The 24,318-nt window shown below is 42.2% G+C and carries 25 protein-coding genes; 8 read left to right on the plus strand and 17 right to left on the minus strand.

Annotation, left to right across the window (positions count from 1 at the left end):
- The first annotated feature begins 140 nt into the window (after positions 1 to 140).
- From MHH49_RS27825 to MHH49_RS27845, 5 genes are all read left to right on the plus strand, one after another.
- The gene (locus MHH49_RS27825; RefSeq protein ID WP_076104282.1) at positions 141 to 1,631 is read left to right on the plus strand and encodes a 4-hydroxyphenylacetate 3-hydroxylase family protein; all 1,491 of its coding nucleotides are present in this window, start codon (positions 141 to 143) and stop codon (positions 1,629 to 1,631) included.
- A gap of 212 nt (positions 1,632 to 1,843) precedes the next feature.
- Entirely contained in the window at positions 1,844 to 2,503 is a 660-nt protein-coding gene (locus MHH49_RS27830; RefSeq protein WP_341138696.1) for a response regulator transcription factor, read from the plus strand.
- A 1-nt stretch (position 2,504) separates the two neighbouring features.
- Complete coding sequence (locus MHH49_RS27835; RefSeq protein ID WP_341138697.1) at positions 2,505 to 3,863, plus strand: sensor histidine kinase; 1,359 nt, start codon at positions 2,505 to 2,507, stop codon at positions 3,861 to 3,863.
- Positions 3,864 to 3,938: 75 nt separating this feature from the next.
- The gene (locus tag MHH49_RS27840) at positions 3,939 to 4,751 is read left to right on the plus strand and encodes a hypothetical protein (protein WP_341138698.1); all 813 of its coding nucleotides are present in this window, start codon (positions 3,939 to 3,941) and stop codon (positions 4,749 to 4,751) included.
- 79 nt (positions 4,752 to 4,830) lie between these two features.
- Positions 4,831 to 5,208 carry a PilZ domain-containing protein gene (locus tag MHH49_RS27845; protein ID WP_076126051.1) on the plus strand — a complete coding sequence of 126 codons (378 nt, stop codon included), beginning with the start codon at positions 4,831 to 4,833 and terminating at the stop codon, positions 5,206 to 5,208.
- A 133-nt stretch (positions 5,209 to 5,341) separates the two neighbouring features.
- Here MHH49_RS27845 and mnhG read toward each other — a convergent pair whose 3' ends face one another.
- The 7 genes from mnhG to MHH49_RS27880 all read right to left on the minus strand — a co-directional run bounded on the left by mnhG (position 5,342) and on the right by MHH49_RS27880 (position 11,926).
- Entirely contained in the window at positions 5,342 to 5,740 is a 399-nt protein-coding gene (gene mnhG, locus MHH49_RS27850; RefSeq protein WP_036686408.1) for a monovalent cation/H(+) antiporter subunit G, read from the minus strand.
- The gene (locus MHH49_RS27855; protein WP_076135632.1) at positions 5,715 to 6,008 is read right to left on the minus strand and encodes a Na(+)/H(+) antiporter subunit F1; all 294 of its coding nucleotides are present in this window, start codon (positions 6,006 to 6,008) and stop codon (positions 5,715 to 5,717) included. Before MHH49_RS27855 ends, mnhG begins: the two co-directional genes overlap by 26 nt.
- Positions 6,008 to 6,481 (minus strand): Na+/H+ antiporter subunit E, encoded by a 474-nt coding sequence (locus tag MHH49_RS27860; protein ID WP_076126047.1) that lies wholly within the window; start codon positions 6,479 to 6,481, stop codon positions 6,008 to 6,010. Before MHH49_RS27860 ends, MHH49_RS27855 begins: the two co-directional genes overlap by 1 nt.
- A 4-nt stretch (positions 6,482 to 6,485) precedes the next feature.
- Positions 6,486 to 7,964, minus strand: coding sequence for a Na+/H+ antiporter subunit D (locus MHH49_RS27865; protein WP_076189930.1), 1,479 nt, complete (start codon positions 7,962 to 7,964; stop codon positions 6,486 to 6,488).
- Positions 7,961 to 8,296 (minus strand): Na(+)/H(+) antiporter subunit C, encoded by a 336-nt coding sequence (locus MHH49_RS27870; protein ID WP_036686402.1) that lies wholly within the window; start codon positions 8,294 to 8,296, stop codon positions 7,961 to 7,963. Before MHH49_RS27870 ends, MHH49_RS27865 begins: the two co-directional genes overlap by 4 nt.
- Positions 8,296 to 11,160 (minus strand): Na+/H+ antiporter subunit A, encoded by a 2,865-nt coding sequence (locus MHH49_RS27875; protein ID WP_341138811.1) that lies wholly within the window; start codon positions 11,158 to 11,160, stop codon positions 8,296 to 8,298. Before MHH49_RS27875 ends, MHH49_RS27870 begins: the two co-directional genes overlap by 1 nt.
- A 127-nt stretch (positions 11,161 to 11,287) precedes the next feature.
- The gene (locus MHH49_RS27880; protein WP_232061321.1) at positions 11,288 to 11,926 is read right to left on the minus strand and encodes a universal stress protein; all 639 of its coding nucleotides are present in this window, start codon (positions 11,924 to 11,926) and stop codon (positions 11,288 to 11,290) included.
- A gap of 349 nt (positions 11,927 to 12,275) precedes the next feature.
- Between MHH49_RS27880 and MHH49_RS27885 the strand changes: the two genes are divergently transcribed.
- The gene (locus tag MHH49_RS27885) at positions 12,276 to 12,608 is read left to right on the plus strand and encodes an ArsR/SmtB family transcription factor (protein ID WP_036686399.1); all 333 of its coding nucleotides are present in this window, start codon (positions 12,276 to 12,278) and stop codon (positions 12,606 to 12,608) included.
- A gap of 51 nt (positions 12,609 to 12,659) precedes the next feature.
- Entirely contained in the window at positions 12,660 to 13,196 is a 537-nt protein-coding gene (locus MHH49_RS27890; RefSeq protein ID WP_036686397.1) for an SRPBCC domain-containing protein, read from the plus strand.
- An 82-nt stretch (positions 13,197 to 13,278) separates the two neighbouring features.
- On the opposite strand, the gene MHH49_RS27895 is transcribed toward MHH49_RS27890, so the two are convergent.
- From MHH49_RS27895 to MHH49_RS27925, 7 genes are all read right to left on the minus strand, one after another.
- Positions 13,279 to 14,031 (minus strand): alpha/beta hydrolase, encoded by a 753-nt coding sequence (locus MHH49_RS27895; protein ID WP_076104283.1) that lies wholly within the window; start codon positions 14,029 to 14,031, stop codon positions 13,279 to 13,281.
- Between the two features lie 11 nt (positions 14,032 to 14,042).
- Complete coding sequence (locus MHH49_RS27900; RefSeq protein ID WP_076104284.1) at positions 14,043 to 14,843, minus strand: alpha/beta hydrolase; 801 nt, start codon at positions 14,841 to 14,843, stop codon at positions 14,043 to 14,045.
- Positions 14,844 to 14,862: 19 nt separating this feature from the next.
- The gene (locus tag MHH49_RS27905; protein WP_076104305.1) at positions 14,863 to 15,867 is read right to left on the minus strand and encodes a FecCD family ABC transporter permease; all 1,005 of its coding nucleotides are present in this window, start codon (positions 15,865 to 15,867) and stop codon (positions 14,863 to 14,865) included.
- Positions 15,868 to 15,892: 25 nt separating this feature from the next.
- Positions 15,893 to 16,909, minus strand: coding sequence for a FecCD family ABC transporter permease (locus MHH49_RS27910; protein ID WP_036686394.1), 1,017 nt, complete (start codon positions 16,907 to 16,909; stop codon positions 15,893 to 15,895).
- Positions 16,910 to 16,922: 13 nt separating this feature from the next.
- Complete coding sequence (locus MHH49_RS27915; RefSeq protein WP_076213058.1) at positions 16,923 to 17,939, minus strand: ABC transporter substrate-binding protein; 1,017 nt, start codon at positions 17,937 to 17,939, stop codon at positions 16,923 to 16,925.
- 217 nt (positions 17,940 to 18,156) lie between these two features.
- Positions 18,157 to 18,561, minus strand: coding sequence for a hypothetical protein (locus MHH49_RS27920; RefSeq protein ID WP_143763122.1), 405 nt, complete (start codon positions 18,559 to 18,561; stop codon positions 18,157 to 18,159).
- Between the two features lie 75 nt (positions 18,562 to 18,636).
- Entirely contained in the window at positions 18,637 to 18,975 is a 339-nt protein-coding gene (locus MHH49_RS27925) for a winged helix-turn-helix transcriptional regulator (RefSeq protein WP_036686390.1), read from the minus strand.
- 165 nt (positions 18,976 to 19,140) lie between these two features.
- Between MHH49_RS27925 and MHH49_RS27930 the strand changes: the two genes are divergently transcribed.
- A complete protein-coding gene (locus tag MHH49_RS27930) occupies positions 19,141 to 19,869 on the plus strand; it encodes an SDR family oxidoreductase (RefSeq protein WP_076213054.1) in 729 nt (242 codons plus the stop codon).
- Positions 19,870 to 20,041: 172 nt separating this feature from the next.
- Here the strand turns inward: MHH49_RS27930 and MHH49_RS27935 are convergent, their stop codons facing one another.
- The 3 genes from MHH49_RS27935 to MHH49_RS27945 form a co-directional block, all read right to left on the minus strand.
- Complete coding sequence (locus tag MHH49_RS27935) at positions 20,042 to 21,433, minus strand: alpha/beta hydrolase (protein WP_038570535.1); 1,392 nt, start codon at positions 21,431 to 21,433, stop codon at positions 20,042 to 20,044.
- An 843-nt stretch (positions 21,434 to 22,276) separates the two neighbouring features.
- Positions 22,277 to 22,999 (minus strand): sensor domain-containing protein, encoded by a 723-nt coding sequence (locus tag MHH49_RS27940; RefSeq protein WP_051491455.1) that lies wholly within the window; start codon positions 22,997 to 22,999, stop codon positions 22,277 to 22,279.
- A gap of 155 nt (positions 23,000 to 23,154) precedes the next feature.
- Positions 23,155 to 24,294, minus strand: coding sequence for a toxic anion resistance protein (locus MHH49_RS27945; protein ID WP_036686385.1), 1,140 nt, complete (start codon positions 24,292 to 24,294; stop codon positions 23,155 to 23,157).
- Between the last annotated feature and the right edge of the window lie 24 nt (positions 24,295 to 24,318).

The raw sequence follows: 24,318 nt of genomic DNA on the forward strand, positions 1-24,318 counted from the left end.
AGTCAGCTTCGTTTATGTCAACCCCAAACTCCCTGTTCACACACGGTATATGGACAATGTACACGTAGATTCATGGTCACGTACATTAATAGCAATAATACGGCTTATTAGTCAAAGATGACTTCAATGAGGTGGAACCTATGCCTATAAAAACAGGTAATCAATACATCGAACGAATCGACCGGCAAAAGATCAATATCTGGTACAGAGGAACACGTATTGAAGGTCCTTTATCCAAACACCCTGCCTTTCAGGGTCTCATACAAACACAAGCTGAAATGTATAACATGCAGTGTGATGAACGTTATTTGGCGCAGATGACCTATCCTTCACCTGATACTGGAGATCCTGTTGGTTTATCTTTTCTTCCACCAAAAAATGCTGAAGATTTAGAACGCCGGAGAAAAATGATTGAACTCTGGTCCAATAGACATCATGGATTTTTAGGACGCTCCCCCGATTATATGAATACAGCCATTATGTCTCTCTTCACAGCTGCTGATATCCTTGAGGACCTTAATCCGAAATATGCTGAGAACCTCAGAAAATACTATGCCTACTGTCGTGATTATGACATTACCTTATCCCATGCCTTCATCCAGCCTCAAGCCAGCAAAATATCCGGCCAGATTGATGCTACAGAGGATTCTATCGCTGCTAAAGTCGTAGAAATCAATGATGAGGGGATGATTGTTACCGGTGCTTTTATGATGGCAACACAGGGAGCTACCTGCGATGAAATGCTTGTATTCCCGACTCCCTCACCCTCACTTGTGGATGATGATAATCCCTTTGCGTTTGCCTTTGCGGTGCCTAATGATCTGCCTGGAATGACTTTTTTTTGCCGTGAAAGCTACGCTGCCTCATCTACTTACGACCATCCGTTAAGTTCAAGATATGAAGAAATGGATACCCTTGTTATCTTTGACCGTGTACTTATCCCTCATGATCGTATATTTTATTATGGCGATGAGATGTACTGTTCCCGATTATTCGGCGAGAGTAATTTTCATACGCATATGGCCCACCAAATTGTCACCCGCTATATTGCAAAAACCGAGTTTTTTCTTGGTATGCTAGAGTCTTTGGCTGAAGAACAAAACGCTGTCCTTGAGTCCTACACGATTTTGCCTATTTCCAGAATATTAACCTATTTAGAAACATTCAAAGCCTTAAGACTTGCAGCGGAAATAGGGGCTTCGCTCGACAAATTTGGATATCTCGTTCCAGACAAGGGACCACTATTGGCTTCAACCATTCACTTTTCAGAGTTTTATCCAGAAATGGTTGAAATGGTTCAAAACCTCAGTTCAAGCGGTCTCATCATGATCCCCTCTGAAGCCGACTTTACATCAAGCGCTGGTTCTTATCTTTATGAATATTTGAAGGGGAATGTCTCGGATGCATGGTATCGAAATGCCTTATTCCGGCTGGCGTGGGAACTAGGAGCGGGTGCATTCGGAGGTCGTCAAACCCAGTTCGAGCGGTTATTTTTCGGCAACTCCCAAACGGTGGCCTGGCGTATGTACAACAGCTATGATAATCACGAATATTTCCGTCAAATCGTTCACGATTTTATTGCCCCCGATACCCCCTTGCCTAAGTCAACAACGGATGGAATTTCCAATTAATTAAGAGTTGCAAAGGCTTATAATGATGTGTTTTAGGATTGATTAAGAGACTGCTTTCGTTCTCTTTCAGTCCTTTTTGAGCTCTATTCACAATCAAAATTATGAAGAACTAGATGCTTTTTCATACCTTCACTGGACAATTCTGTAATAAGTTGTTTATAGTTTATTAGCATTAGGAAGTGATTTGCTAGCTTAGGAGGGAACAATGAACTATGGGCCATATCATAGTCGTAGAAGATGAACGTGCAATCAGTGACTTAATTACTATGAATCTAAAATTAGTCGGACATACCTATAGCAAGGCTTATCGCGGGCTGGAGGTTATTGAACTGCTGGAACGTGAAAAGGCCGATTTAATTCTGCTCGATATAATGCTGCCCGAACTGGATGGTTTTGAGATCATGCAGCGGATTGCTCACTTACAAATTCCGATGATTCTAATCACCGCTAAAGATTCACTGGCTGATCGCATCAAGGGCTTTGAGCTGGGCGCCGATGATTATATTATTAAACCTTTTGAAATCCTTGAATTGTTGGCAAGAATCAATGTGGTGTTACGCAGGAGCGAAAAAGGCATTTCCAATTTTCTTTGTGAAAACGTTGAGGTACGTTATCTTGAGAGGCTTGTCATGGTGGATCAACTACCCGTAGATTTAACCGCTAGGGAATTTGAGCTTCTTGAGGTCCTTATCCGCAACAGAAATATTGCTTTATCAAGGGAAAAGTTGCTGGAATTAGCTTGGGGCTATGATTTTGAAGGAGATACGCGTACCGTAGATGTTCACATCAGGCAGCTGCGCAAAAAACTAGGCTGGGAAGAACGAATTAAAACCGTATTTAAGCTTGGTTACCGCTTGGAAGTTCAGGTCTAGTATGAGATTCTGGCATAAAATTCTGCTGTCAGTCCTCGCCTTCTTCATCGTCGCCCTAGATGTAAGTGTAATAATGATTATGAAAAAAAGCTGGCAGCTGAACATGGACAGCGAAATGCAGCGTGCTTCAAGCGAACAGCTATTAATTGCAAACAACATTTATGAAAATCTTGAATCGATTCAGACCCGTGGGGCCACACTTACCTCTACTTTAATCTCCAGCGTGGCTCAATCCTATGGTGAATTTTATCATAAGCAGGGAATCGGACTACAGCTCTGGGAGAATGACCAGCTGGTTTATCCGAATGCCGGAGTCCCATCAGTCTCAACACCGGAATCACATTCTATTCAACTCTCTACTGAGCTCCCTGCTCCCTATCAAGCTTTGACGATCGTTTACCAACGTGATATCAGTGACCTGTATGCTAAGCAGCATGAGCTGAACCGTTTTTTTGTAATGATTAACTGGATTATCGGTCCAATTCTGCTCCTATTACTCTACTTGCTGATCCGGCAGTTGACCAAACCACTTAAACAGCTTTCAAAGACTACAAAAACGATCGCTGAAGGCAAATATACCGAACGCGTGCAGTTGCGCAGTAAAGATGAATTTGGTGAGTTAGCCCTGAACTTTAACCGAATGGCAAACGCAGTGGAACAGCACGTGATCGAACTGTCTAATATGGCCGATGAAAAGCAGAGAATGGTCGATAACCTCGCCCACGAACTACGCACACCTTTAACCAGTATGCAGGGATTTGCTGAATTTCTGACTTCCGCGAATATAGGCCAGGAAGAACAGCAGATGGCTGGTCAATATATCCTTAGTGAAACCTTACGCCTGAAGAATTTAGCCTTCAAACTGCTGGATTTGTCCGTCCTACGGCATCATCCTCTGACTCTGAAACAAGTAGACATATCAGATTTGTTCAAATCGGTTAAACAGATTGAGCAGCTTAAATTGGACGAAGCAGGCATCAAACTAGAAATGGTTTATTCCATCCCTGCGGTTTGGGGTGATCATGATCTGCTAACTTCCTTCTTGGTTAACCTTGTCGAAAACTCCATTCATGCATCTCCGCAAGGGAGCACCATCCGCTTGCTTGCCTATGCATTGCAAAATGAAGCCATATTGGAAGTATGCGATTCGGGATTTGGGATGACACCGGAACAGAGCGCGCGTGTTTTTGAACCCTTTTATCGAGGTGAAAAATCGCGCACACGCGAATACGGGGGTGCGGGTCTTGGTTTATCTTTATGCAAGCAAATCGCAGATGCGCATCAAACTAGAATCTCACTCAATTCTACTTTAGGTCAAGGAACAAGTATCCGCATCTTTTTACAACTCCATAACATCTGATCACCTACTCTATAACATCTATAGTTTAAGGTTAGGAAGATTCAGCATCATCCGAAGCAAATGGAGGTTATTCAAGTGAATAACAAAAAATTCCCCACTACTTTAGCTGTACTCCTGTTCTCGGGGAGTCTGCTAATCGTCAGTGCAGTCATTCAAAACACCACCCATTTAGCTTTAACCAGCACCAAAACCCAAGGGATGAAGTTGGAAGCACCAACGCCGGTGTCCTCCACAGTGAATGACGATCTACAACCGCAGATAAGTCCTAAAGAAATACAACCCATTAACAATTTCATAGACATGGCTGGTCATGAGACTTCTGAATCCAAACGGACCATTGTCACACCACCTGCTGCAGGGGATCTGAGTCAAACTGATGCCGTTATTCTGGCTGCTTCAAGCGTTCGCAAATTATTCGATGTGGACATTGCCAAGCTGCAGATGCGGGTTATTCTGAGTGATACCCGAACCTCGCTGCCGTGGACATGGGCTGTACATTTCAGTCCATATAACGCCAAGACGCTAGAAGGGCAAGGTAAGGAATTCTGGGAATATGATGTACTAATTGATCCCATAAACGGTATGGTAGTGAATACGACCGCGATTAATAATGCTCTGAAAAGAACACCAATTAGCGCTTCTGCTGCCAGCACTATCTATAAAGATGCCCGTTGGATCAATGCGGCCATAACTATCCTTACAGATAAACAAAAAGAAAGCCGGAAAATTGCTACAGCAACACTGATCAACACTGAAACCAATGATAAACGCGGCATGGTCGCTGTTCAGATGATGCTGGAAGATGGCAGCAGCTACACGGCAGAAATGCGTTATCCTGATCAAAGTCTGCGCTGCCTTACCTACGAGACTGCTCAAGTACTGAAATAATCAAAAATAGAATCAGCTCTTCACTAATCCTACTTTTATGTCGATAATTTATATTACATGGAAAAGTATGGAGGAGCATATGAACACTAATCGCAGAACCGAACCTTTTCGATATACCCTTAAAGAACCTGTAACATTTGATCTTCATATTCTTACTATTAACGGAATCCAGGTTCCTTCCAAGCCTGTAAGGGCTGTATTGTTCGATATCAGTCGATCGGGTTGCCACTTATCGTTACCCCTCAATATCAACCCAGAAAATAACTTAGTACGCATTGGCATGGAAATGAATCTTACGGATGAATCTATGTACATAGAAGGAATATTGAAATGGAACAAAGAACAACAAGGCAGTTTCCACTACGGCATTCAATTGGACATCCCTGAGAATGATGGTGATCGACTCCCAAGAGTACTTCGCATACTTGCTGGAGAAGGCAAAATATTAGTTCGTTAAGATAACAAAAAAGAGTAGTTTTAATCTAAAAAAGCAACAACCCCGCGTTTTCATGCAGGGTTGTTGCTTTTTAGCTATTGCGATCCAAACTTATTGTTGTAATCCGAAATCGCAGATCACCATTCCATGGATTTTATTCTTGAGGCACATCCCGTTCAGGGGATGCTGCTACAGCTTTTTCTTTCTCCAGTACCTCTCTTAAATCATCTTGAATTCTGCGATTCCATAAGGGAACCCCTGAGCGATAAGCAGCTCTGCCCGTCAAATGTGCAGATAAAGGTGAGGTCATAAATACAAAGACAATCCCCAGTAGCAGCTTAGCACTTATATGATCTAGAAAAAATGCAAAATATAGAAAGGCCCCGCTCAGAACACATAAAACACCAAGGGTGGCACTTTTGGCAGCGGCATGTGATCTCAGATAAACATCAGGCAGCCGAATCAGACCATAAGCACTTACAGCACTAAGCAATGCCCCCATCAGTATTAATAAGGCAAACAGCAATTCACCGACTGTCTTGATCGTTTCCATGTTCTAGCACCACTCCCCTTTCGATGTATCTGGCAAATGCCGTCGTGCCGATAAAGGAAAGAATGCCTATTAACAAAATAATTTCGATAAAAGCCTGCGTTCGGAGTAAAACAGAAAGAACGGCTACCATGGCTAACAGATTAATTCCAATCGTATCCAGTGCCGCTACCCGGTCGGGCAAAGAAGGTCCCTTCAACAACCGCCAGGCACATACACCAATCGCCAGCGCCATAATCGTAAGCGAGAGCATAAGAATAAATTGGATCATTAACGGGTCACCTCCAATATCGCACGCTCAAAGGTGTCACGGATATTCGCTCTGAACTGTGCGGGATCCTCAACATCCATGGCATGAATATACAAAGTCCGGTTATCATCCGAAACTTCAAGTACCACAGATCCGGGAGTAAGGCAGAGCAATGTGATCAACGTAGCCACTTCCCAATCCGATTTCAGCTCTGTAGTATATTTTAAGATTGCTGGACGTATATTAAGCTCCGGTCTCAGAACAGCTTTTACTACTACATAACTTGAAACGACCAGCTCCCGCAGCAGCAACAGGATTAGCTTAATAATTGCCCACACTTTTCCTAGATATAATCTGGGCCAAAAACGTCGCATTCCGAGCAGAATGAGGATACCGATCAAGAAACCAATGACGAAACGTGGCCCAGTCCAGTCATTGTGCAGGAACATCCACAGGAATGCTATCATGAAATTCAATAATAGTTGAAAAGCCATAGTATCACTCCTTCATGACAGCGTTGATGTATAGTGCTGGATCAGCCAGTACAGCTCCGGCTTGGCTGACAAGTCCGTTTACCGTCTCCGCACCCACACCCATCAGAATTACAATCGCGAACAGAACAGCTGCCGGTGCCATCATAGCTTTATAATGAAGCGGTTTGACTTGTTCTTCCCTTTTCTCGCCACCCCAGAACACTTGCTGGAATACCTTGATCAAGGAATATAACACTACGAAGCTGGATGCAAGTGCAATCAGCGCCAGAGCCACGTGATTCTCGCCAAATCCACTCCGCACCATCATCACTTTTCCAGCGAAACCACTAAGGGGTGGAACACCAACCAATGCCAAAGTCAGTACAAAAAACATCCAGCCGGTCCACGGATAACGTCGGATTAAACCACCCATTTCTTTTAAGCGGTCAGTGCCTGAAGCTGAGATAATCATCCCACCCAGAAAGAATAATAATGCTTTGGCAACCATGTCATGCATTAAATAAAACACTACACCATTTAACGAATCCTGAGTCGCGACAGAGATCCCAAAAGCAATAAATCCTACACTGATGATGATATTATAATTAAATATTCGGCCCAAATCGTTGTATGCCAATGCCCCGATTGCCCCAAGTATCATCGTCGCCCCCGCCATCCAGGCAATCAATGTATGGGTGAGTCCCGGTTCTTGAATAAAAATCAAAGTAAAGGTACGAGTAATTGCATACAATCCGACCTTGGTTAGCAAAGCCCCAAACAGGGCTCTAACAGCCAATGGTGGTGCACTATAAGAATCGGGAAGCCAGAAAAAGAGCAGTAAACCTGCCTTAATCGAAAATACAATTAGCAGCAGGACCGCAATGACGTTCATTACACCGCCTTGTCCCGCCTCTGCTACACGCATAGATAGATGCGCCATATTCAGTGTTCCTGTCGCGGCATATAAATAAGCAATCGTCGCCACAAACAAGGAAGAGGAAATCACATTAATTAATACATACTTTAATGTCTCTCGCAGTTGACCCTTGGACCCACCAAGTACGATCAAAGCGTAAGAGGCAACTAACAGCACCTCAAAGCAGACAAACAAGTTAAACAGGTCCCCGGTGAGGAAAGAGCCAAATACCCCGGTTAATAAAAAATGGAAAAACGGATAGTAATAAAACCGTTCCCTGTCTTCCCCAATGCTAGCGAAGGAAAAAAACAGACAAGCCGCGCCAACAATGGCCGCAGTCAAAACGAGCAATGCCGAAAACATATCGGCAACAAACACAATGCCATAAGGTGGACGCCATCCCCCCATATATAAGGTCTGGATACCGTTTGTATTTACCTGATACACAATGAATCCTGCAACAAAGATATTTACAAACACACTGACGGCACTTATGATTCGTTGCAGACGTACTCGTTCTTTCAAAAAAATGAGTATAACTGCCGTAATGGCCGGAATCAGCAGAGGCAGCACTAACAAGTTGTTCATCGTCTCTCCTCCTTGGTTCCTTCCACATCATCGGTACCCGTCGAGCGGTAAGTCCGGTATGCCAAAACAATAAAAAATGCTGTTACTCCAAAGCTAATTACAATAGAGGTCAAAATGAGCGCCTGCGGCAAAGGATCGACATAAGCTTCCGCTTCCTCACCCAGCAATGGTGCAGCACCTGTCTTGAGGCCAGACATTGTCAGTAACAACAAATGAACGCCGTGCGTTATTAAAGTGGTTCCCAGAAGGATGCGCAGCAAGCTTTTGGAAAGAACTAGATAAACACCTACGGAAAACAGTACACCGATCGCCAGGGCAATAATAAGCTCCATTAGCTATCCCTCCCGATCGTAAATATGATATTCATAGTGACACCAATAACAGCTAAGAAAACACCGAGATCAAAGAACATTGCTGTGGTCAGTTCTGTTTTGCCCATAAGTGGCAGTTGGAAATAGCCAAACGCTTGGCTCAGAAAAGGTACATCGAATAAAAACGAACCTATTCCTGTAAGAAAAGCTACAGATACCCCAACCGCGATTAACTTACGATAGTCGATAGGCAATACCTTCTCAACCATATCAATCCCAAAAGTAATGGCGAGCAGTACCAATGCGGCTGATGCCATCAATGCTCCAATAAATCCGCCTCCCGGATTATTATGTCCGGCGAAAAACAGATAAAGCGAAAATATTAGTATCATAACGAAGGCTACTTTAGCTACCGCTTGTAGTAACACATCATCACTTACAGAAGAACGTGGTTTATTATCCTTCACAGCCCGCTTCAGTGGGGCAATAGTTCCATCCGTATCCAGCTGCAGTTTGATCATGGAATAAATAGCAAGTGAGGCAAGGCCAAGCACTGTAATTTCAAACATGGTATCAAAGCCGCGGAAATCAACGAGCAGAACATTAACAATATTTTTACCGCCACCCAAGGTATAGCTATTCTCCACATAATATTTCGAGATGGATTCGAACGGACTACTGCCTAAAGCAGCAAGTGCAACCAATGTCATAGTTATTCCCATCCCGATGGAAATAATTAGCTTAGGCAAGCGGGACCGAAGTTTGAGCGGCTCTTTCTCCAGCTTAGGCAAATGCCGAAAACATAGCAGGAACAATGTAACGGATACTACTTCGACAATCATCTGGGTAAGCGCCAGATCAGGTGCCCGGAACAGAACAAAGAGTAAAGTAACCATATAACCAACCATTCCTGTTAACAAAATGGCTGTGATTCTGGAACGAACAAAGGGGATAGCCAAAGCGCCCACAAGCATAACCATAACAACAATAACTTCAAACAAAGAAAACGGAGCATATTCAGTTGTCCCAAGCGTTATTCCATCGGTATACCACACGGCTCCACCAATGGCTACGATCAGGAAAGCGAAGATATACATCAAGTAATGGCGCATGGAACCTGTCATATAGGTGCCAGTCAACGCCCTAGACGATTTCTCGACCAGCCGGATTACTCCGTCATAGACTTGATTTAAAGTGTAGCCACTGCCCCATTCTTTATCGACCAGACTCCAGCGGCCATAGATTCGGTATACAATAATACCAAGAATCACAACACCAAGTGTCATCCATATTTCTGGTGTAAAGCCGTGCCAGAAATGAATATTCACAACAAAGGGTTCTCCGGTCTGCAAGATAGGGTGAATAGCATTCATTGCAGGGATAATAAGTGTTTTGGATAATATATTCGGGAAAAAACCGATAAATATAGACAGCACTGCTAGCAGGCACGGGGCAAGCAGAAGTCCAAATGGGGCTTCATGCGGTTTTTTGTCCAGCTTCTCAGGCTGATATTTTCCGAAAAAGGTGTGAAAAACCAAAATCATACTGTATGCAAAAGTAAACACGCTGGCAATCCAGGCCAAAACCGGGAAGAGCGTAAACAACGAGGGAACAGACAATATATCCAGGTTTCGGATATTCAGAACAGCCGTAAAAAACATTTCTTTACTTAAAAACCCGGAAAATGGCGGCAAACCAGCCATCGAGAAACTGCCGATCATCGCTACCGTAAAGGTAACCGGCATAATGGAAATCAGTCCGCCCAGCTTTCGCAGGTCGCGGGTACCCGTCTCATGGTCAACTATACCGACCATCATAAACAAAGAGCCTTTAAAGATGGCATGGTTAATAAGGTGAAAGATAGCCGCTGTTGTTGCAGCAGTGTAAAAGACTGAATCTCCCCCTACATAAAATGCCGCTGCCGATCCCATTCCCAGCAATCCCATAATCAGTCCAAGTTGACTAATCGTTGAATAGGCTAATAGAGCCTTCAGGTCCGTCTGCTTCATCGCCTGGATAGAGCCATAAATCAAGGTGATCAAACCGACGCCTGACACAACCCAGAACCACTCATATTGCCCCGCAAAAACAGGGCTGAAACGGGCGACAAGATACAATCCAGCTTTAACCATCGTTGCCGAGTGAAGATAGGCGCTAACGGGTGTAGGTGCCTCCATGGCATCTGGCAGCCAGATATGAAACGGGAACTGCGCTGATTTGGTGAAGGCGCCTAAAAGAATTAGTAGCATCGCCGGAATAAATAAAGCATGCCCGCTAATATCGCCAACCTCACTCCAAATTTCCCGGATACTAAAGGTGCCTGTCATTACATAAAGCATTAAAAAGCCGGCAAACATCGCTAAACCACCAAATACGGTAATCAACATAGATTTGAGAGCACCATACCGCGATTTTTGCCGCCGATGCCAAAAGGCAATTAACAGAAATGACGAAACACTTGTTAATTCCCAAAAGCCGTATAACACCATCAAGTTATCTGAGAGCACAACGCCAAGCATCGCCCCCATAAACAACATCAGATAAATATAAAAAGGGGTTAACGCTTCTTTTCGCCGGTCAAGATAATAAATTGAATAGATAATTACAAGACTACCCATCCCAGTGATTAGCAAAGCAAACAACAAACTTAATCCATCCAGATGGAAAACTAAATCAATTCCTAGTGAAGGAATCCATGAAATGGTTTCATATCCCAAATCCCCACCCTTAATAACGGGAATCCGGGTTAAGAAATAAACAAACAAAACGAGTGAACCAGGGAAAACAAGCCATCCTCTATGAAGGTTGGGTGCTCTCTTGGACAAAAGTGCGATTACTAAGGCCATTAGAAACGGAACAAGTATGATTACATGCAGCAAAGGCAGTCCTCCTTTTCCACTTGAGCTTATCAAGTTGTGAACTTTAGTACTTACTTTTTCACCAAAAGCCAAAGATCATATGATTGGTAGGGCCTTATATACAAGGCCCCAATGTTGATAAGGGCAAGCCCGATTATAAAGAATCGGTCAATGTGCCATCACAAATATGCAGATATCTAGCCTTTCCATCTTCCTGCTCAATTCTGAATAAACCGTTCTCAAATTCTGTGTGTAGTTCGTGAAAGAACTTTCCCTTAAGCGAATACTCTCCCTGAGGTTCATCACTGAGCTGATATTCAGCCCCGTTTTTGACCAGGTAGGCGATAACGCCTTCCTCATGGGTTTCTTCCAACCCGGCGCGCATCCGCTGCACAGCCACGACATGCAGATCCATCATTTTCATTTTACCAATGAGTTCATTGATGAAATTACGTTTGGTAAGCTCCTGCCACCGAGTTTGAGCAGATTGTCCAATGACGATCTGTGTAACCTCATTCTCTTCAGCAACTTCTACAATAATATCTGTTGTTTTTCGGCCTTCACGTTTCCGAATGATAAACTCTGCGCCAGCTTCATCGGCAAGACGTTTCCAGACCGTCATATACATTTCTTTGCTCTGATTATATTCATCAATATCCGAACTATCGACATTTAATACAAACAATGGCGCCCCTATAATTTCAGATAGTTGGACACCACGCCGGATTAAACGCTCCCCATGCGGACCATAATGAACACAAACCATAATCTTTTCATTGTGTATGACCTTCACCCTCCTGTAACATGGCCAAGAAATACAAAAGGAGCCCACTGGCGTTAGGCCCCTTGCGTATTTCTAAAACCCGATAAGTTATACTTAATTATATCTATTCCTATGTTTTTTGTAAAGTTTGATGGTTATCATGGAACATATTTCTTTTTAATGCTTGTATCATGCCCTTCTTTTGCAGGTGTCATTCAATGCATTTTATACATTCCTTTACAGGAATATTCCTGTCATGGTATATTAAAATTAATATTACAAACAGGAAATAACAAAAAGGAGGCGCTATAGAGCCGTTTAACCATGGTGCGTCATTAATAGAGCGAATGAATTTAATGAATCGAAGTGATCCTCGTTTATGAATACTAACGTTATGAGTGCCTTAGCTGAGCCACACCGCATGCAGATCGTTGAACTATTACGGGTTAATCCCTTAACCGTTGGGGAGATTGCAGAAAGTCTTCAGCTACGGCAGCCTCAAGCGTCCAAGCATTTGCGTGTCCTTAGTGAAGCAGGCTTAATTGAAGTTCAAGCTGTTGCTAACAAGCGCATTTGCAAGCTCCGTCCTGATCCATTTAAGGAAATAGACGATTGGTTAGACTCCTACCGCCATATATGGGAAGAACGATATGATCGACTGGATGATTATTTGCAAAAGCTACAGAGCAATGAAAACAATAAAAAATCATAGTCTCAGGCTGAAATTGGCAGGAAGCAAACAAATTTGAGGAGGATCTATCCCATGACAAATTCTAACCCGTCCAACCAAGTGGTATCCAAAATTGTTGATGGCAACACGTTAGTATTAGAGCGCGTATTCCAAGCTCCACGTGAACTTGTATTCAAAGCTTTTTCTGAGGCTGAGCATTTGAAGCACTGGTGGGGTCCAAAAGGTTGGACGCTTCCCGTATGTAATGTCGATTTCCGTCCAGGGGGTACTTGGCATTATTGCATGAAGTGCGAGGATAAGAATCAAGGTGATTTCTACGGTATGGAGTCTTGGGGCAAGGCATTGTATAAGGAAATTACAGTCCCAGAACAAGTCATTTATACAGATGGGTTCTCAGATGCAGAGGGTAATATTTCAAAAGATTTGCCTGAGACGCTTGTCCAACTAGATTTTATCGTCCTGGATGGTCAAACGAAGCTGGTGAATACCGGTAAATACTCTTCTCCGGAAGCCTTGCAACAAGTTATTGATATGGGGATGTTAGAGGGGATTTCCCAAACCTTCGACAATTTGGATGCCCATCTCGAGAATTTACAGAAGAATAACTAGAGCAGCTATGTGCTAGCCATGACCCTTTTCATCGATAAATAGGACGAAGCAAGGCTACTCTCTCCCGCTCGTCCTATTATGTTTATTTTGCAGGAAATAAGAACCTGATACTATTCGGAAAATATTGCAGGAAAAACATGTCATTATGCGTGCCCAGCGGATCCGTCTCAAACTTCACACGCTGATCAGCTTCATCAATCTTCTCTTTTAAAATATCATAAGCACGTTTGCTGTTAGGCACCATGTCCTTCTGGACATTTGTCTTGTGGATACCTTCCTGTTCACCAACATACATATAAATTCTGCATTCCCTATCTAGTCTTGAAGCTTCCATGTAATGAATGAAATCTTTAAACCATACAGACGCAGATATGAATATAAAATTTCCAAAAATAGCTTCAGTCTTGTACATTGCGTACAGACTTATTAATCCACCTAGTGAAACACCACCCAAAGCCAATTTCTTCGGCTCGTTAGAGATGCGATAGGAGCTTTTGATATAGGGTACAAGATCCTGATAGACGTAATTCAAATAATCATCGCCCTTGCCCCCAAAGGACCAATCCTTAAAAAGAGCAGGCATTTCCCAAGGTGTATATTCATCATTCCGCAGTTGAGAATCAATCCCGATAAAAATAACCGGCTCTGTTACTCCCTCTTCCACATCTTTCTCTATAGCTATAATCGCCTCTTTGAACAAAAAATCTCCATCCTGTAAGAAAACCGCTGGAAATATCCGCTCCGGAAATAGATGATATTCTTTCGGTAAATACACGGTAATCTGACGATCTATATGTTCAAAAAGCACAAGCTCGCCTGCCCTAATTTGCGTCATATCCCCACTCCTTAACAGTTCAGCACTCGAAACGCTCTACTCATAATCGTTGGCACTACAGAAGCGTGATTTTCATTGGGTGCGACATAGTGCTCAACCTCTAAATTAGGCAGAGCATATTCATTCATTTTTGAAAATAATAATGCTGCGTCATCGACCATAAACGACTCTTCACTCCCTACGGTAATCAATAACTTTTGTTTATCGGTCATCTTCACTTGACCATTGTTATTAAACCGCTCCGCATACGTCAGGATTTCATGATCATTCCACCAAATGGATGGACTAGAGGCCAAATAATACTGGAATAGCTTCGCACGAGTGAATAACGTCCAGAGGACAAATAAACCGCTGAGAGAGTGACCAAACAAGGCTTGTTTATGCTGATCCACATTATATTTCTTGTTGATTGCTGGCATTAACTCTAATTCTAAAAAAGCTAAAAACTTCTCAGCCCCACCATGTGGTCCTATGTCAGCATTTTTCAATCGATCCGGATATACATACTGCCTCGCAGGAGGTGTGAAATCATAAAATCTTCTTTTAGAGACCTCTTCATCTGTACCATAATGTCCAATTCCAATCACAATTGCTGGTGCAATAAAAGTTTTTGGGGCATTTCTTGACTGCAGTTTTACGACATCCCGACCTAATTGAAAATATGAATTACCATCGAGCATGTAATATACTGGAAAGCCCTTTTCTGGTGCTGCTTCTCTGGGAAGAGAAACCTTTATATCGTACGTGTAACCCATATACTGAGATTCAAGTTTCCATGATTCTGTGTGTTCGAGCTCTACTTGTGTTGTCATTTTTTCTGTACTCTCTCCCCTACACTCTTGACTTGGCTAATAAATATAAGAAATATGGAATACCAATAATCGAAACGACTATACCCACGGGTAACTCTGCCGGCTGAAATATTGTTTTGGCAAAATAATCTGAGATCACCAGCAAAAACATCCCAACCACTGCACTGGATAACATAATATAGCGGTGATTAATTCCTACTAATCGTCTGGCGATATGAGGAGCCATCAAGCCTATAAAACTTATAGAACCGGATACAGATACACAAACACTTACAATCCCCACACTGCATAACAGAAAGATCAGCTTTTCTTTTTCTACCGAGATCCCCAAGCTTTTTGTACTGGAATCCTCCAATTGAAAATAATTGAGTAAATAGCTTTTTCGATACATTACAAATCCTAAAATAAGCACCCAAGGTGCGATCATAATGATATAAGTCCAGTTCGCGCTATAAATACTTCCGACACTCCAAACCGCGGCCATTTCATAATCACTTGCATTCATTTTCAGAGAAATATACAACGACAACGCACCAAAACCACTACTAATCGCGATCCCTGTCAAAATCAAGCGTTGCATATCGAGTGCACCATTCCGCCAAGAGAAAATAAAGATAATCACAACTGCGGCAAGCCCACCTACAAAACCAAACAGCGGCATGGCTAGTATCGAGAACCAGCTTTCTTTGAAAAAAGTAACTCCCGACATCTGAAAGAAAAACATAAACGCGACAATGGCAGCTCCAGCGCCTGCATTAATCCCAAGGATCCCTGGATCAGCCAGCCCGTTACGGGTAATTCCTTGAATGACAGTTCCCGCCATCCCCAGACCTATTCCTACTAATGAGGCAATAATGATCCGTGGTAACCGAAACTGAAAAATAACCAGGTCAAATTTAGGGTTAGGATCTATTCGCAGCAGCGTTTTTATCACATCCATTACAGACATATCAAACACGCCATTCGTAAGATGAAAATACCCCGCCACAAGGGTTAACAGGATAAAAACTAATAGTGTCAGCATATAGCGGCTAAACTGTATTTTACTTCTATCCACGCTGCTCTCCCCCTTTAACCCGAATTAAATAAAGGAAGAACGGGATTCCAATAAAGGCTGTTACAACACCGATTGGCGTCTCAAACGGAAAGTTAATATAACGGCTTAAGACATCGCATAACGCTAAAAAAACAGCTCCAATCACCGCTGAGCAAGGAATGATAAAGCGATAGTCTATACCTACGATAAAACGTGTAATATGAGGAATGATTAGGCCCACAAAGGCTATCTTGCCAACTAAAGCTACTGCTGTCCCGGTCAGACATATAACAGATATAATACTGACAATTTTCACCCATTTTGTTCGTTGACCCAAGCTAATCGCCGTTTCATCCCCCAGGGAAGCAACCATTACTGATTTAGAAATACTAACCGCCAAGAGCAGTCCAACGATTATAAAAGGAATCGATAATATTAGCATATCTGGATTAACGGTATGTATTTTCGAGCTATACCAAACGCTAACATTTTGTGAGACTTGAAAAAACATCGCTACTGCTGAGGCGATACTACTTAAAAAAGTACCAATTACAGTCCCAATAATAGCTAACCTGACTGGTGATAAACCGTTTTTGACCAAGGAACCAAATCCGAAAACCAAACCCGCTCCGATGGCTGAACCCACCATGGATAAAATAATCATCTGAACATTCGATAATCCCGGATAAAACACCATAGCCAACGTAATAACAAATGCCGATCCGTCATTTACTCCCATAATCGATGGTGATGCAAGATAGTTACGTGTAACCCCCTGCATTAACGCCCCTGAAACAGCCAGAGCCGCTCCAACTAATAAAGCGGCGATTACACGCGGAAATCTAGATGTCATAATAATGTTGTGGTCCACATTATTAGCATCGAAGTGTGTAATCGCCTGCCATATTGTCAATATTCCAATATCTTTAACACCATATAAGACGGATACAACAATTGCTAATACGATGAATAATGGAGAAGTTGATAGGATCAATATAACTTTCCAATTTTTTGTATTCATTTTATTCATCGCACCTTTGGTTTTACTTCAACAGGTTTTCAATTGCTGCATCCAGGAATCTTACTTTAGACCAAGCCGTTCCACCTTGTGCCAACGGATCAATTGCATTTACAAACACATGATTATTTTTGACAGCAGTAACGCTTTTGAAGATCGGATTCTTGAGCAAATCATCAAGTGCTGTTGCATTATCAGTATTCTCACTAGTCTCAAACTGCAAGAAAATATAGTCCGGATTAATATCCGCCAAAGCTTCTAATGAAAGCTCTGCTTGTGCCTCTGTAGAGGAGATCACCTCAGGAATGGCAGCGCCCAGATCTTCATAAATAACCGGATTCAAATAAACGCCAGCAGGATATACACACATACTGCCTTGACGAATACGAATGACTAGAATGGATTGATCTTTCAGCTTTTCTCCGATTTCAGCCTTAGCATCAGCGGCTTTAGATTCATAATCGCTAATAATCTTTTCCGCATCTGCCGTCTTACCGGATAATTGACCTAATAAGAGCAAGTTATCTTTCCAGTTCGTTGAAATATGTGAATAAGGAATCATCGTTTGAATTTTATTAAGTGCGCCGGCCACATCTTCTCCAAACTTGGAAGACCCTAAGATAACATCTGGATCCAGCTGCAGGATCGCTTCATTACTTGGAGCAAATTTATCCCCCACTAAGGATGCACCCGCTAGCTCTGTTGACAGATAACCTGGAATAGCATCAGCTATCGCAAGTACACCTACAGGTTTCACTCCCAGTATGGCGGCATCCTCCATAGATTCGAGACTTGCTGCTACAATATTATTAATCTCTGCAGGCACGACATAATCCTTGCCCAAATATGTAACGGTTTGTTCAGTGGCAACTGCCTCCTGAGCCGCATTTCCTTTGTTATTTGCTGTTCCTTCTGCTGCTACTGCAGCATTATTTGTGCTTTTTTCTGAAGCTGTCTTATCCTTCTCATTGTTACCGCAAGCTGCCAAACTCAAAGCTAAAACTGCTGATACCCCAGCTAATAAATATTTTTTCTGATTCATATTCAATCTCCTCATCTATATTTTATTTATCATTCTTCAAACCAAAGTGATGATAATGAGAATCGTTATCATATTAAATCATATGAGAATAATTATCAATACTTTTCTTTGAATATATGAAATCTTGTAGTTTAACAGATGCGTAGAAATATTAATGAGCATGCAGAAGAACCCGCACCAAATGCGGGTTCTTCTGCACTAAATATGAGTTAAATTTTTAATCAACGTTATAAAACTCAGATAAGTCACGGAACAACAATCCGCACTCCTCTAGTCTATTAAGTTCCTCATTCACATCAGTGATCAAATTGCTTTCTCTCTCATGGGCTGTATTGATTAGCCACGGTTGTCCTTGTTTTAGAAAACAAAGATCATCAGGCAGCCTGGTCTGTACCCACGAGTACAAGCTGGTGGAATAGGATAAAAGAATATCGACCGCTTCAGGTGAACAATGAAAAAAATAAACATCTGCATAATGCCCCATAAGCCGAGTCCCCGGCCAATAGTCATCTTTTATGACCTTTTTGAGAAAAGGTTGCAGCTGTTCAAGCAGTTCAACTCCTTCTGGCTCCAACTCCATCTGATCACGTTTTACTAGAATAAATTCATCACATACTTCCATAGCTACCTGTACCAGCGTCTTGTAGGTCTGACCCGTTGGTTCCTGCAAAATAGTATGAATAATAATGTCCCCCCTCTACTTATTTGTATTATTCAAATATTCTTTATGCATCCTACCCCAGCCACACATGCTATCCAACACTGTAATTAGCGATTTTCCATGTTCTGAAATACTATATTCTACCCTCAAAGGAAGCTCATGATAACTCACCCGGTCGATAAGCTGATCCTCTTCAAGCTCACGTAATTGTTTAGCTAACGTACCTTGGGAAACATCAGGGATGATCCGTCTAAGTTCCCCAAATCTTTTTGTGCCATCTATCAATAAAATAAATAAAATGAGCGGCTTCCACTTTCCACCGATCTTTTCAAGTGTTGTAAGAACCCCAGTCAATCTCGGCTCCAGCAAATCCATGTGATCCCCTCTTTCGATAGTTATATAACTATATGTTCGAACCAGCTAGTACGAAAAATCGTACCTAGTACGAAAAAAGTGCGTACTGTGCAGGTTATATTTTATAGCCAATAATAAAAAACAGAACTTAATAAGTCCAATTAACTATGAACGGAGAAGATAAATATGTCCACTATTTCATTAAAAAACCAGCGTATCGTCATTATCGGAGGAAGCTCCGGAATAGGGCTTGCGACTGCCAAACAAGCGGTTGAACAAGGCGCAGCTGTCATAATCGCTGGGCGTTCACAAGATAAATTAGAGAAAGCTCAACAGTTTTTAGATTTCGATTCTGTTGAAATATATTCACTAGATAATCAAAATGAACAGGACTTGAAAGCTTTCTTTGAAAAAATCGGCGCATTTGACCATTTGTTCACTCCGGGAGCCTCCTATGTTAGAGGACCGATAACTTCGAGCTTAGAGGTTGCTCACAATTGCTTTAATGCAAAGTTCTGGCCGCAATATAATGCTGTAAAGCATGCTATCCCTTTTATCAACCCTACAGGCTCCATTGTTCTTATGTCCGGCGCATTCAGCCAACGTCCACTTGCAGACGGTGCCTCCTATGCAGCTTGTAACGGCGCAATTGAAAGTCTGGGAAAAGCATTAGCAGTAGAATTGGCTCCGATTCGGGTAAATGTTATTTCCCCTGGAACCATCCATACCAACTTTAATTGGGAAGGCGCAGAACAGGAAACTAGAGACAAGGCTTACGACGAATATACGAATATCAATCTCCTTGGCAGGGTTGGCCATGCCGACGAAGCAGCACATACAACGATTTATTTGATGACCAATGGCTATACAACAGGAAGTACTTTATTTCCGGATGGGGGATATATTTTGCGATAAAAAACAGCTGACTCAATAAGTAAGAATTTCTACTTATTGAGTCAGCTTCTTTTAGTTTAAAGAATTAGGGAAGAATTCCTTGATTATCAGCCAGGGGATCCGTTTCCCTTAGTTAAGATCATAGTAAATTCAAATAAGGAGCATAACCTCATTTGATTATGAACTCCAATGACTACTTCGTATTAAAGGTTATACTTATGGAATCCTCCTGAATCTCCTTAATTGTATATATACCGATTTTTTCAGCAGCGCTCACTAGCGCTGAGATATACTCAGGAGTTGAATTTAATTTCCGAGCAGAGGGCTTCAGATTAATGGAGAACTCCTCCCCATGCTCGTCAACATCAAGAGATTTCACATAAACTTTAAATACCTTTACATAATGCTCATAGTTAACTAAATGTTCTTCAGTAACACCTTGAAATGAAACATTTACTTTCAAGGATTCCGGCTTCAGGAAGCTCACCTTACCTGCCTTGTCTAACTGCCCTACTTCAGGATTCAACACTTGATATTCAACTCCGTCAAGGATTGTAAAATCCATCCCATTATCCATAGTAACTAGTAAATTAAGACGCACATCGATAGCTTCTGGTCCGATTAATGTCAGATAGTCGCTAACTTCATGCTTGATCGTTTGTCCAGCCTCTTTCCCGGCGAACATAATCAATGGACTATGTACACGTCTATTCCATGACTTCTCTTCATGTGTACCCAAAGGGTCCATCTGAAAGAATAGGTCCTTCCCTAATACAAATCCCTTCGACTTTAGTACCGTCACAAGCGGATCAATTGGCATTCCTTCGGTTACACCCATGTCGAGCCAAATCTTCAATGCAGGCTTCCCGGACTCTTTCGCCAACTCATCCAATATACGCCCATTGCTTACCCAAGTGGCAGGGGATAAAGCCCCTATCGCTGAGAAGGTCTCCGGGTGCTGATACCCCATCCATAATGCCTGAACAGCACCGAATGACGATCCCATGATCATCCGGTGATCCCGATCGGGAATGGTCCGGTAAGCGCCATCCACATAGGGAATAACTGTATTGATAAAATATTGGGTAAATTCGGCTGCACTCGCTCCATCCGAAGGAATAGACTGATCCGGAAATGGAACATACTCCATTCCCCGTTCTGATCCATCACTTGAAGCGACTCCTATCACGATAACCTTCTCCATGGTTCCATCAGCAACAAGCTGATCAATGATCTCCTCAACTCTCCATTCTTTGCCTAAAGAGCTGGTATTTGTGTTAAAAATATTCTGCCCATCGTGCATATACACAACAGGATAACGCTCACTGTCAGCTTCATACCCTGCAGGTAAATAAACAAATATTCTCCGCTCACCTAGATTCTCTATGTGCACAGTACCTTTTGCTATCTCCTTATTGGTTGGATTCTCCGAAGCTTTTGAAGTATTACTTTTAGTTGGATTGGGAGTTGATGATGCCGCATTTTTTTCAGTTACATTTCCATTACTAGAACATCCCGAAAGCGCTAACAAAACTAATACTGCAAATCCCCAAAACCTCCATCTAAATAATCCATTTGAATGCATAGAACCCCTCCTGATTTTTGTTCAAACGTTTTCACAACTCTTATTATACAGGATTTATATGGGATTATGAACATTTTTTCACATGTTGGAGGAGCATTATAGTAAGCTCTAAACCAAGTACATCCTGGGACATACAAACCAACTCCGACAACGTCCAAACAACCCGAAAGAACGGTTTACGGATCGCTCCGTGAGGGCTACAATTTGTAGCATTGCCATAGCAGGCAGGAATAGGGCTTATTTTTATAACATCATTCAAAGGCATAAAGGAATAGGAAAAGCCTGCTTGGAGTTCCCAAAGAGATGATTGTTGAAGACTAACTGATCTCTAACCTGATACACGCGCCTATGAATGAACATATAAATCTATATAATTTGTGCGATTACACTCCAGCGACAAGTGATGCATGGAGAGTTGAGTTGACGGGGGGGCAATGTGTAAAAGCGTTCGAGTTTAATTGTATTTCATACAACTATAATCAAACAGAACACTCGATCACTGGATATAAGTGTATTTCGTGCAGCTATTTTCTGAAATTACTCCCTTATAAGTGGATTCTCTAGTTTTTAGTTGTATAAAGTACAGTTAAACTCAGGATTATCCTTTTGGCACTCGAAATAACTGCACAAAGTACAGGTATTTCGCAGATTCCTTCAACTTCCGACGCAAAAAAATCAAAGAAGCAATCAGACAACCTCCACTAGCTCATCATTTGCAAAAGCAAACCTCCCCGCAGACCAAAAACACCAGACAGTGATTCTCCACGAACTGAAGGATCACTGTCTGGTGTTTTATTCAGATTCAGAAAGGGTTGTTGTTTTGAGATAATCTCTTCTTTCCAATTAGTACTGTTGTCTTTCCTCGTAGGATACAAACAGCATTCTACGTTGCACATCCATAAGCATACGAATCACCCAACTTGCTAACAAGGCAACAACAAATCCAGCTACTACATAGGAGATATATTGTTGAGATAATGTCCAGTCGATCTGGAACAAAGCAAACACACTATTCTCTAAAATGTTCAAATCCATGGTTTGCAAGAAAATCTGGTGCAGCACAGGTAGTGTAATCAGGCCCAGTGCAGCCGCTACTACAGTTACTGTTATTGAAAAGAATATAATGCTGGATACGAATCGACCCATAATCAGCATAACGTTACGGGCAAACTTCGCTCCATGAAAACCTAACTTCATTCGTTGCAGAAAGCCCGCTCCCTCCAGCTGCATTTCCGATCTGGCCTCTTCACTAGGTCTAGGAATATCTAACAATGATCTGACCAGCTCTTGCTCAAATTGTACGATGTAATCCAATCCCTTAGCTACTGCAAAAAACAAAGGAATTCCGATGAATATTGGGGTTAACGCAATGGATAACGTCAGCCCTGTCACCATAAACACGAAATATACAATCGTAAGCGGCAAAGAGATTAAGAAGTATAAAATACTCCGATATGTCTTTGGACTTGCTCCACGTTTGCGCGTTTTAGATTGGGGTTGGGATTCTGCTGGAATATGCATGGAATCAAGAGCTCCCATCGGCATAGAGTATAACTTATCATTCATTTCTATTGTCCTTCCTCTCACGTTTTTCAATTAATCTCATTATACGTGGGAAAGAGAAGGCTCAAAACAGTCTTGGGGCTGGAGTCATACCAGACTAAAGGCTAGGATTTATTCCTTCAAGGCGCATAATTGATCGGTTTTATGATTTTGCTAGGCTACAATCCCAAGTTATTTCCCTTTTCCAGCCGTACAATCTGCTGTTCGCCATTATCCGCCAGCTCTCTGAACTGATTAATAGTTTCACGCATTTTGGGGAGAGCTTCCTGCTTATAAGTACTGATGGAATCGAGAGCGGATAGCACATCTGTAAAAGCTTGCTTTAATGTATCCACTGAAATACTTGATTCTAACGACTGTTTATGGATTTCCGCCCCTTGGTTTTTCAACATTTTTGAGGTACCGCTGATCAGGCTATCGGTGGTTTGATTTAGAAGTTCGATCTTTTTCAAAACAATTCTTTGATTATACAGCGCACTAGCTACCGTAACCGATATTTTCAAGGCAGACACGGTAACATTTCTAGCTCTGTCCACCCCTCTGATCAGCTCTTTATTATTTCGAATAACTACTTCTATGGCCATAATTCCTTGTTGATTCACTACAAGCATCTGTTGCAAATCCATAACACGCTGCCTCAACGGAAACAGCACTTCTTCTGTAATGAACCGAACTTTCTCCTCATCCTCATCACGCAGCTTAGCCGCTTCCAGTTGCGTCTCTATCTCCTGATCCATCAACATGCCGAGCTGAATCTCTTTTTGTAGCTTTTTTGTGAGTTCCCGAAGGGCCTGTTGCTCGAATTCCAGCGTAGTATTGTCGTTCTTCAAAACGGTCTTACCCTTATCTAAAGAAATTATAATATCTGAAATCACAGCATCCGCCTTTTGATATTTAGCAAAATAACTACGTAATGGATTAAAGAACTTACCTAGAAAACCCGTCTTGGCAAAATCTACTGCACTGGGATCCAAATCCTTCAGCTGGAGATTAAGCTCCGTCAAACCTTTTGCTACTTGGCCGCCTTCATCTCCTGTTTTTGATAAATTCCCCACAGAAATCTGCAACAGGGAGTTTTTGTCCGAAGAGGATCTCATCGTTTCCATACCGAAGCTATCAATGGATTGCAGCACCCCTTTTCGCTTATCCAGTGACTCTAAATTCAGATCCAGAATGGCGGAGACATTGTTTACTGCCAGTGCTTTGAGTTGTGATACTTCCTCGGGCTCAGGTTTGACCTGCTCCTCAATTACTGATTTCAGCTTTTCCTGACTTACGACTTCCATAGTAAACGACATAGAACCCCTCCTAAAAAATATAGC

The sequence above is a fragment of the Paenibacillus sp. FSL F4-0122 genome (genome assembly GCF_038002845.1).
GTDB lineage: Bacteria > Bacillota > Bacilli > Paenibacillales > Paenibacillaceae > Paenibacillus_AQ > Paenibacillus_AQ odorifer.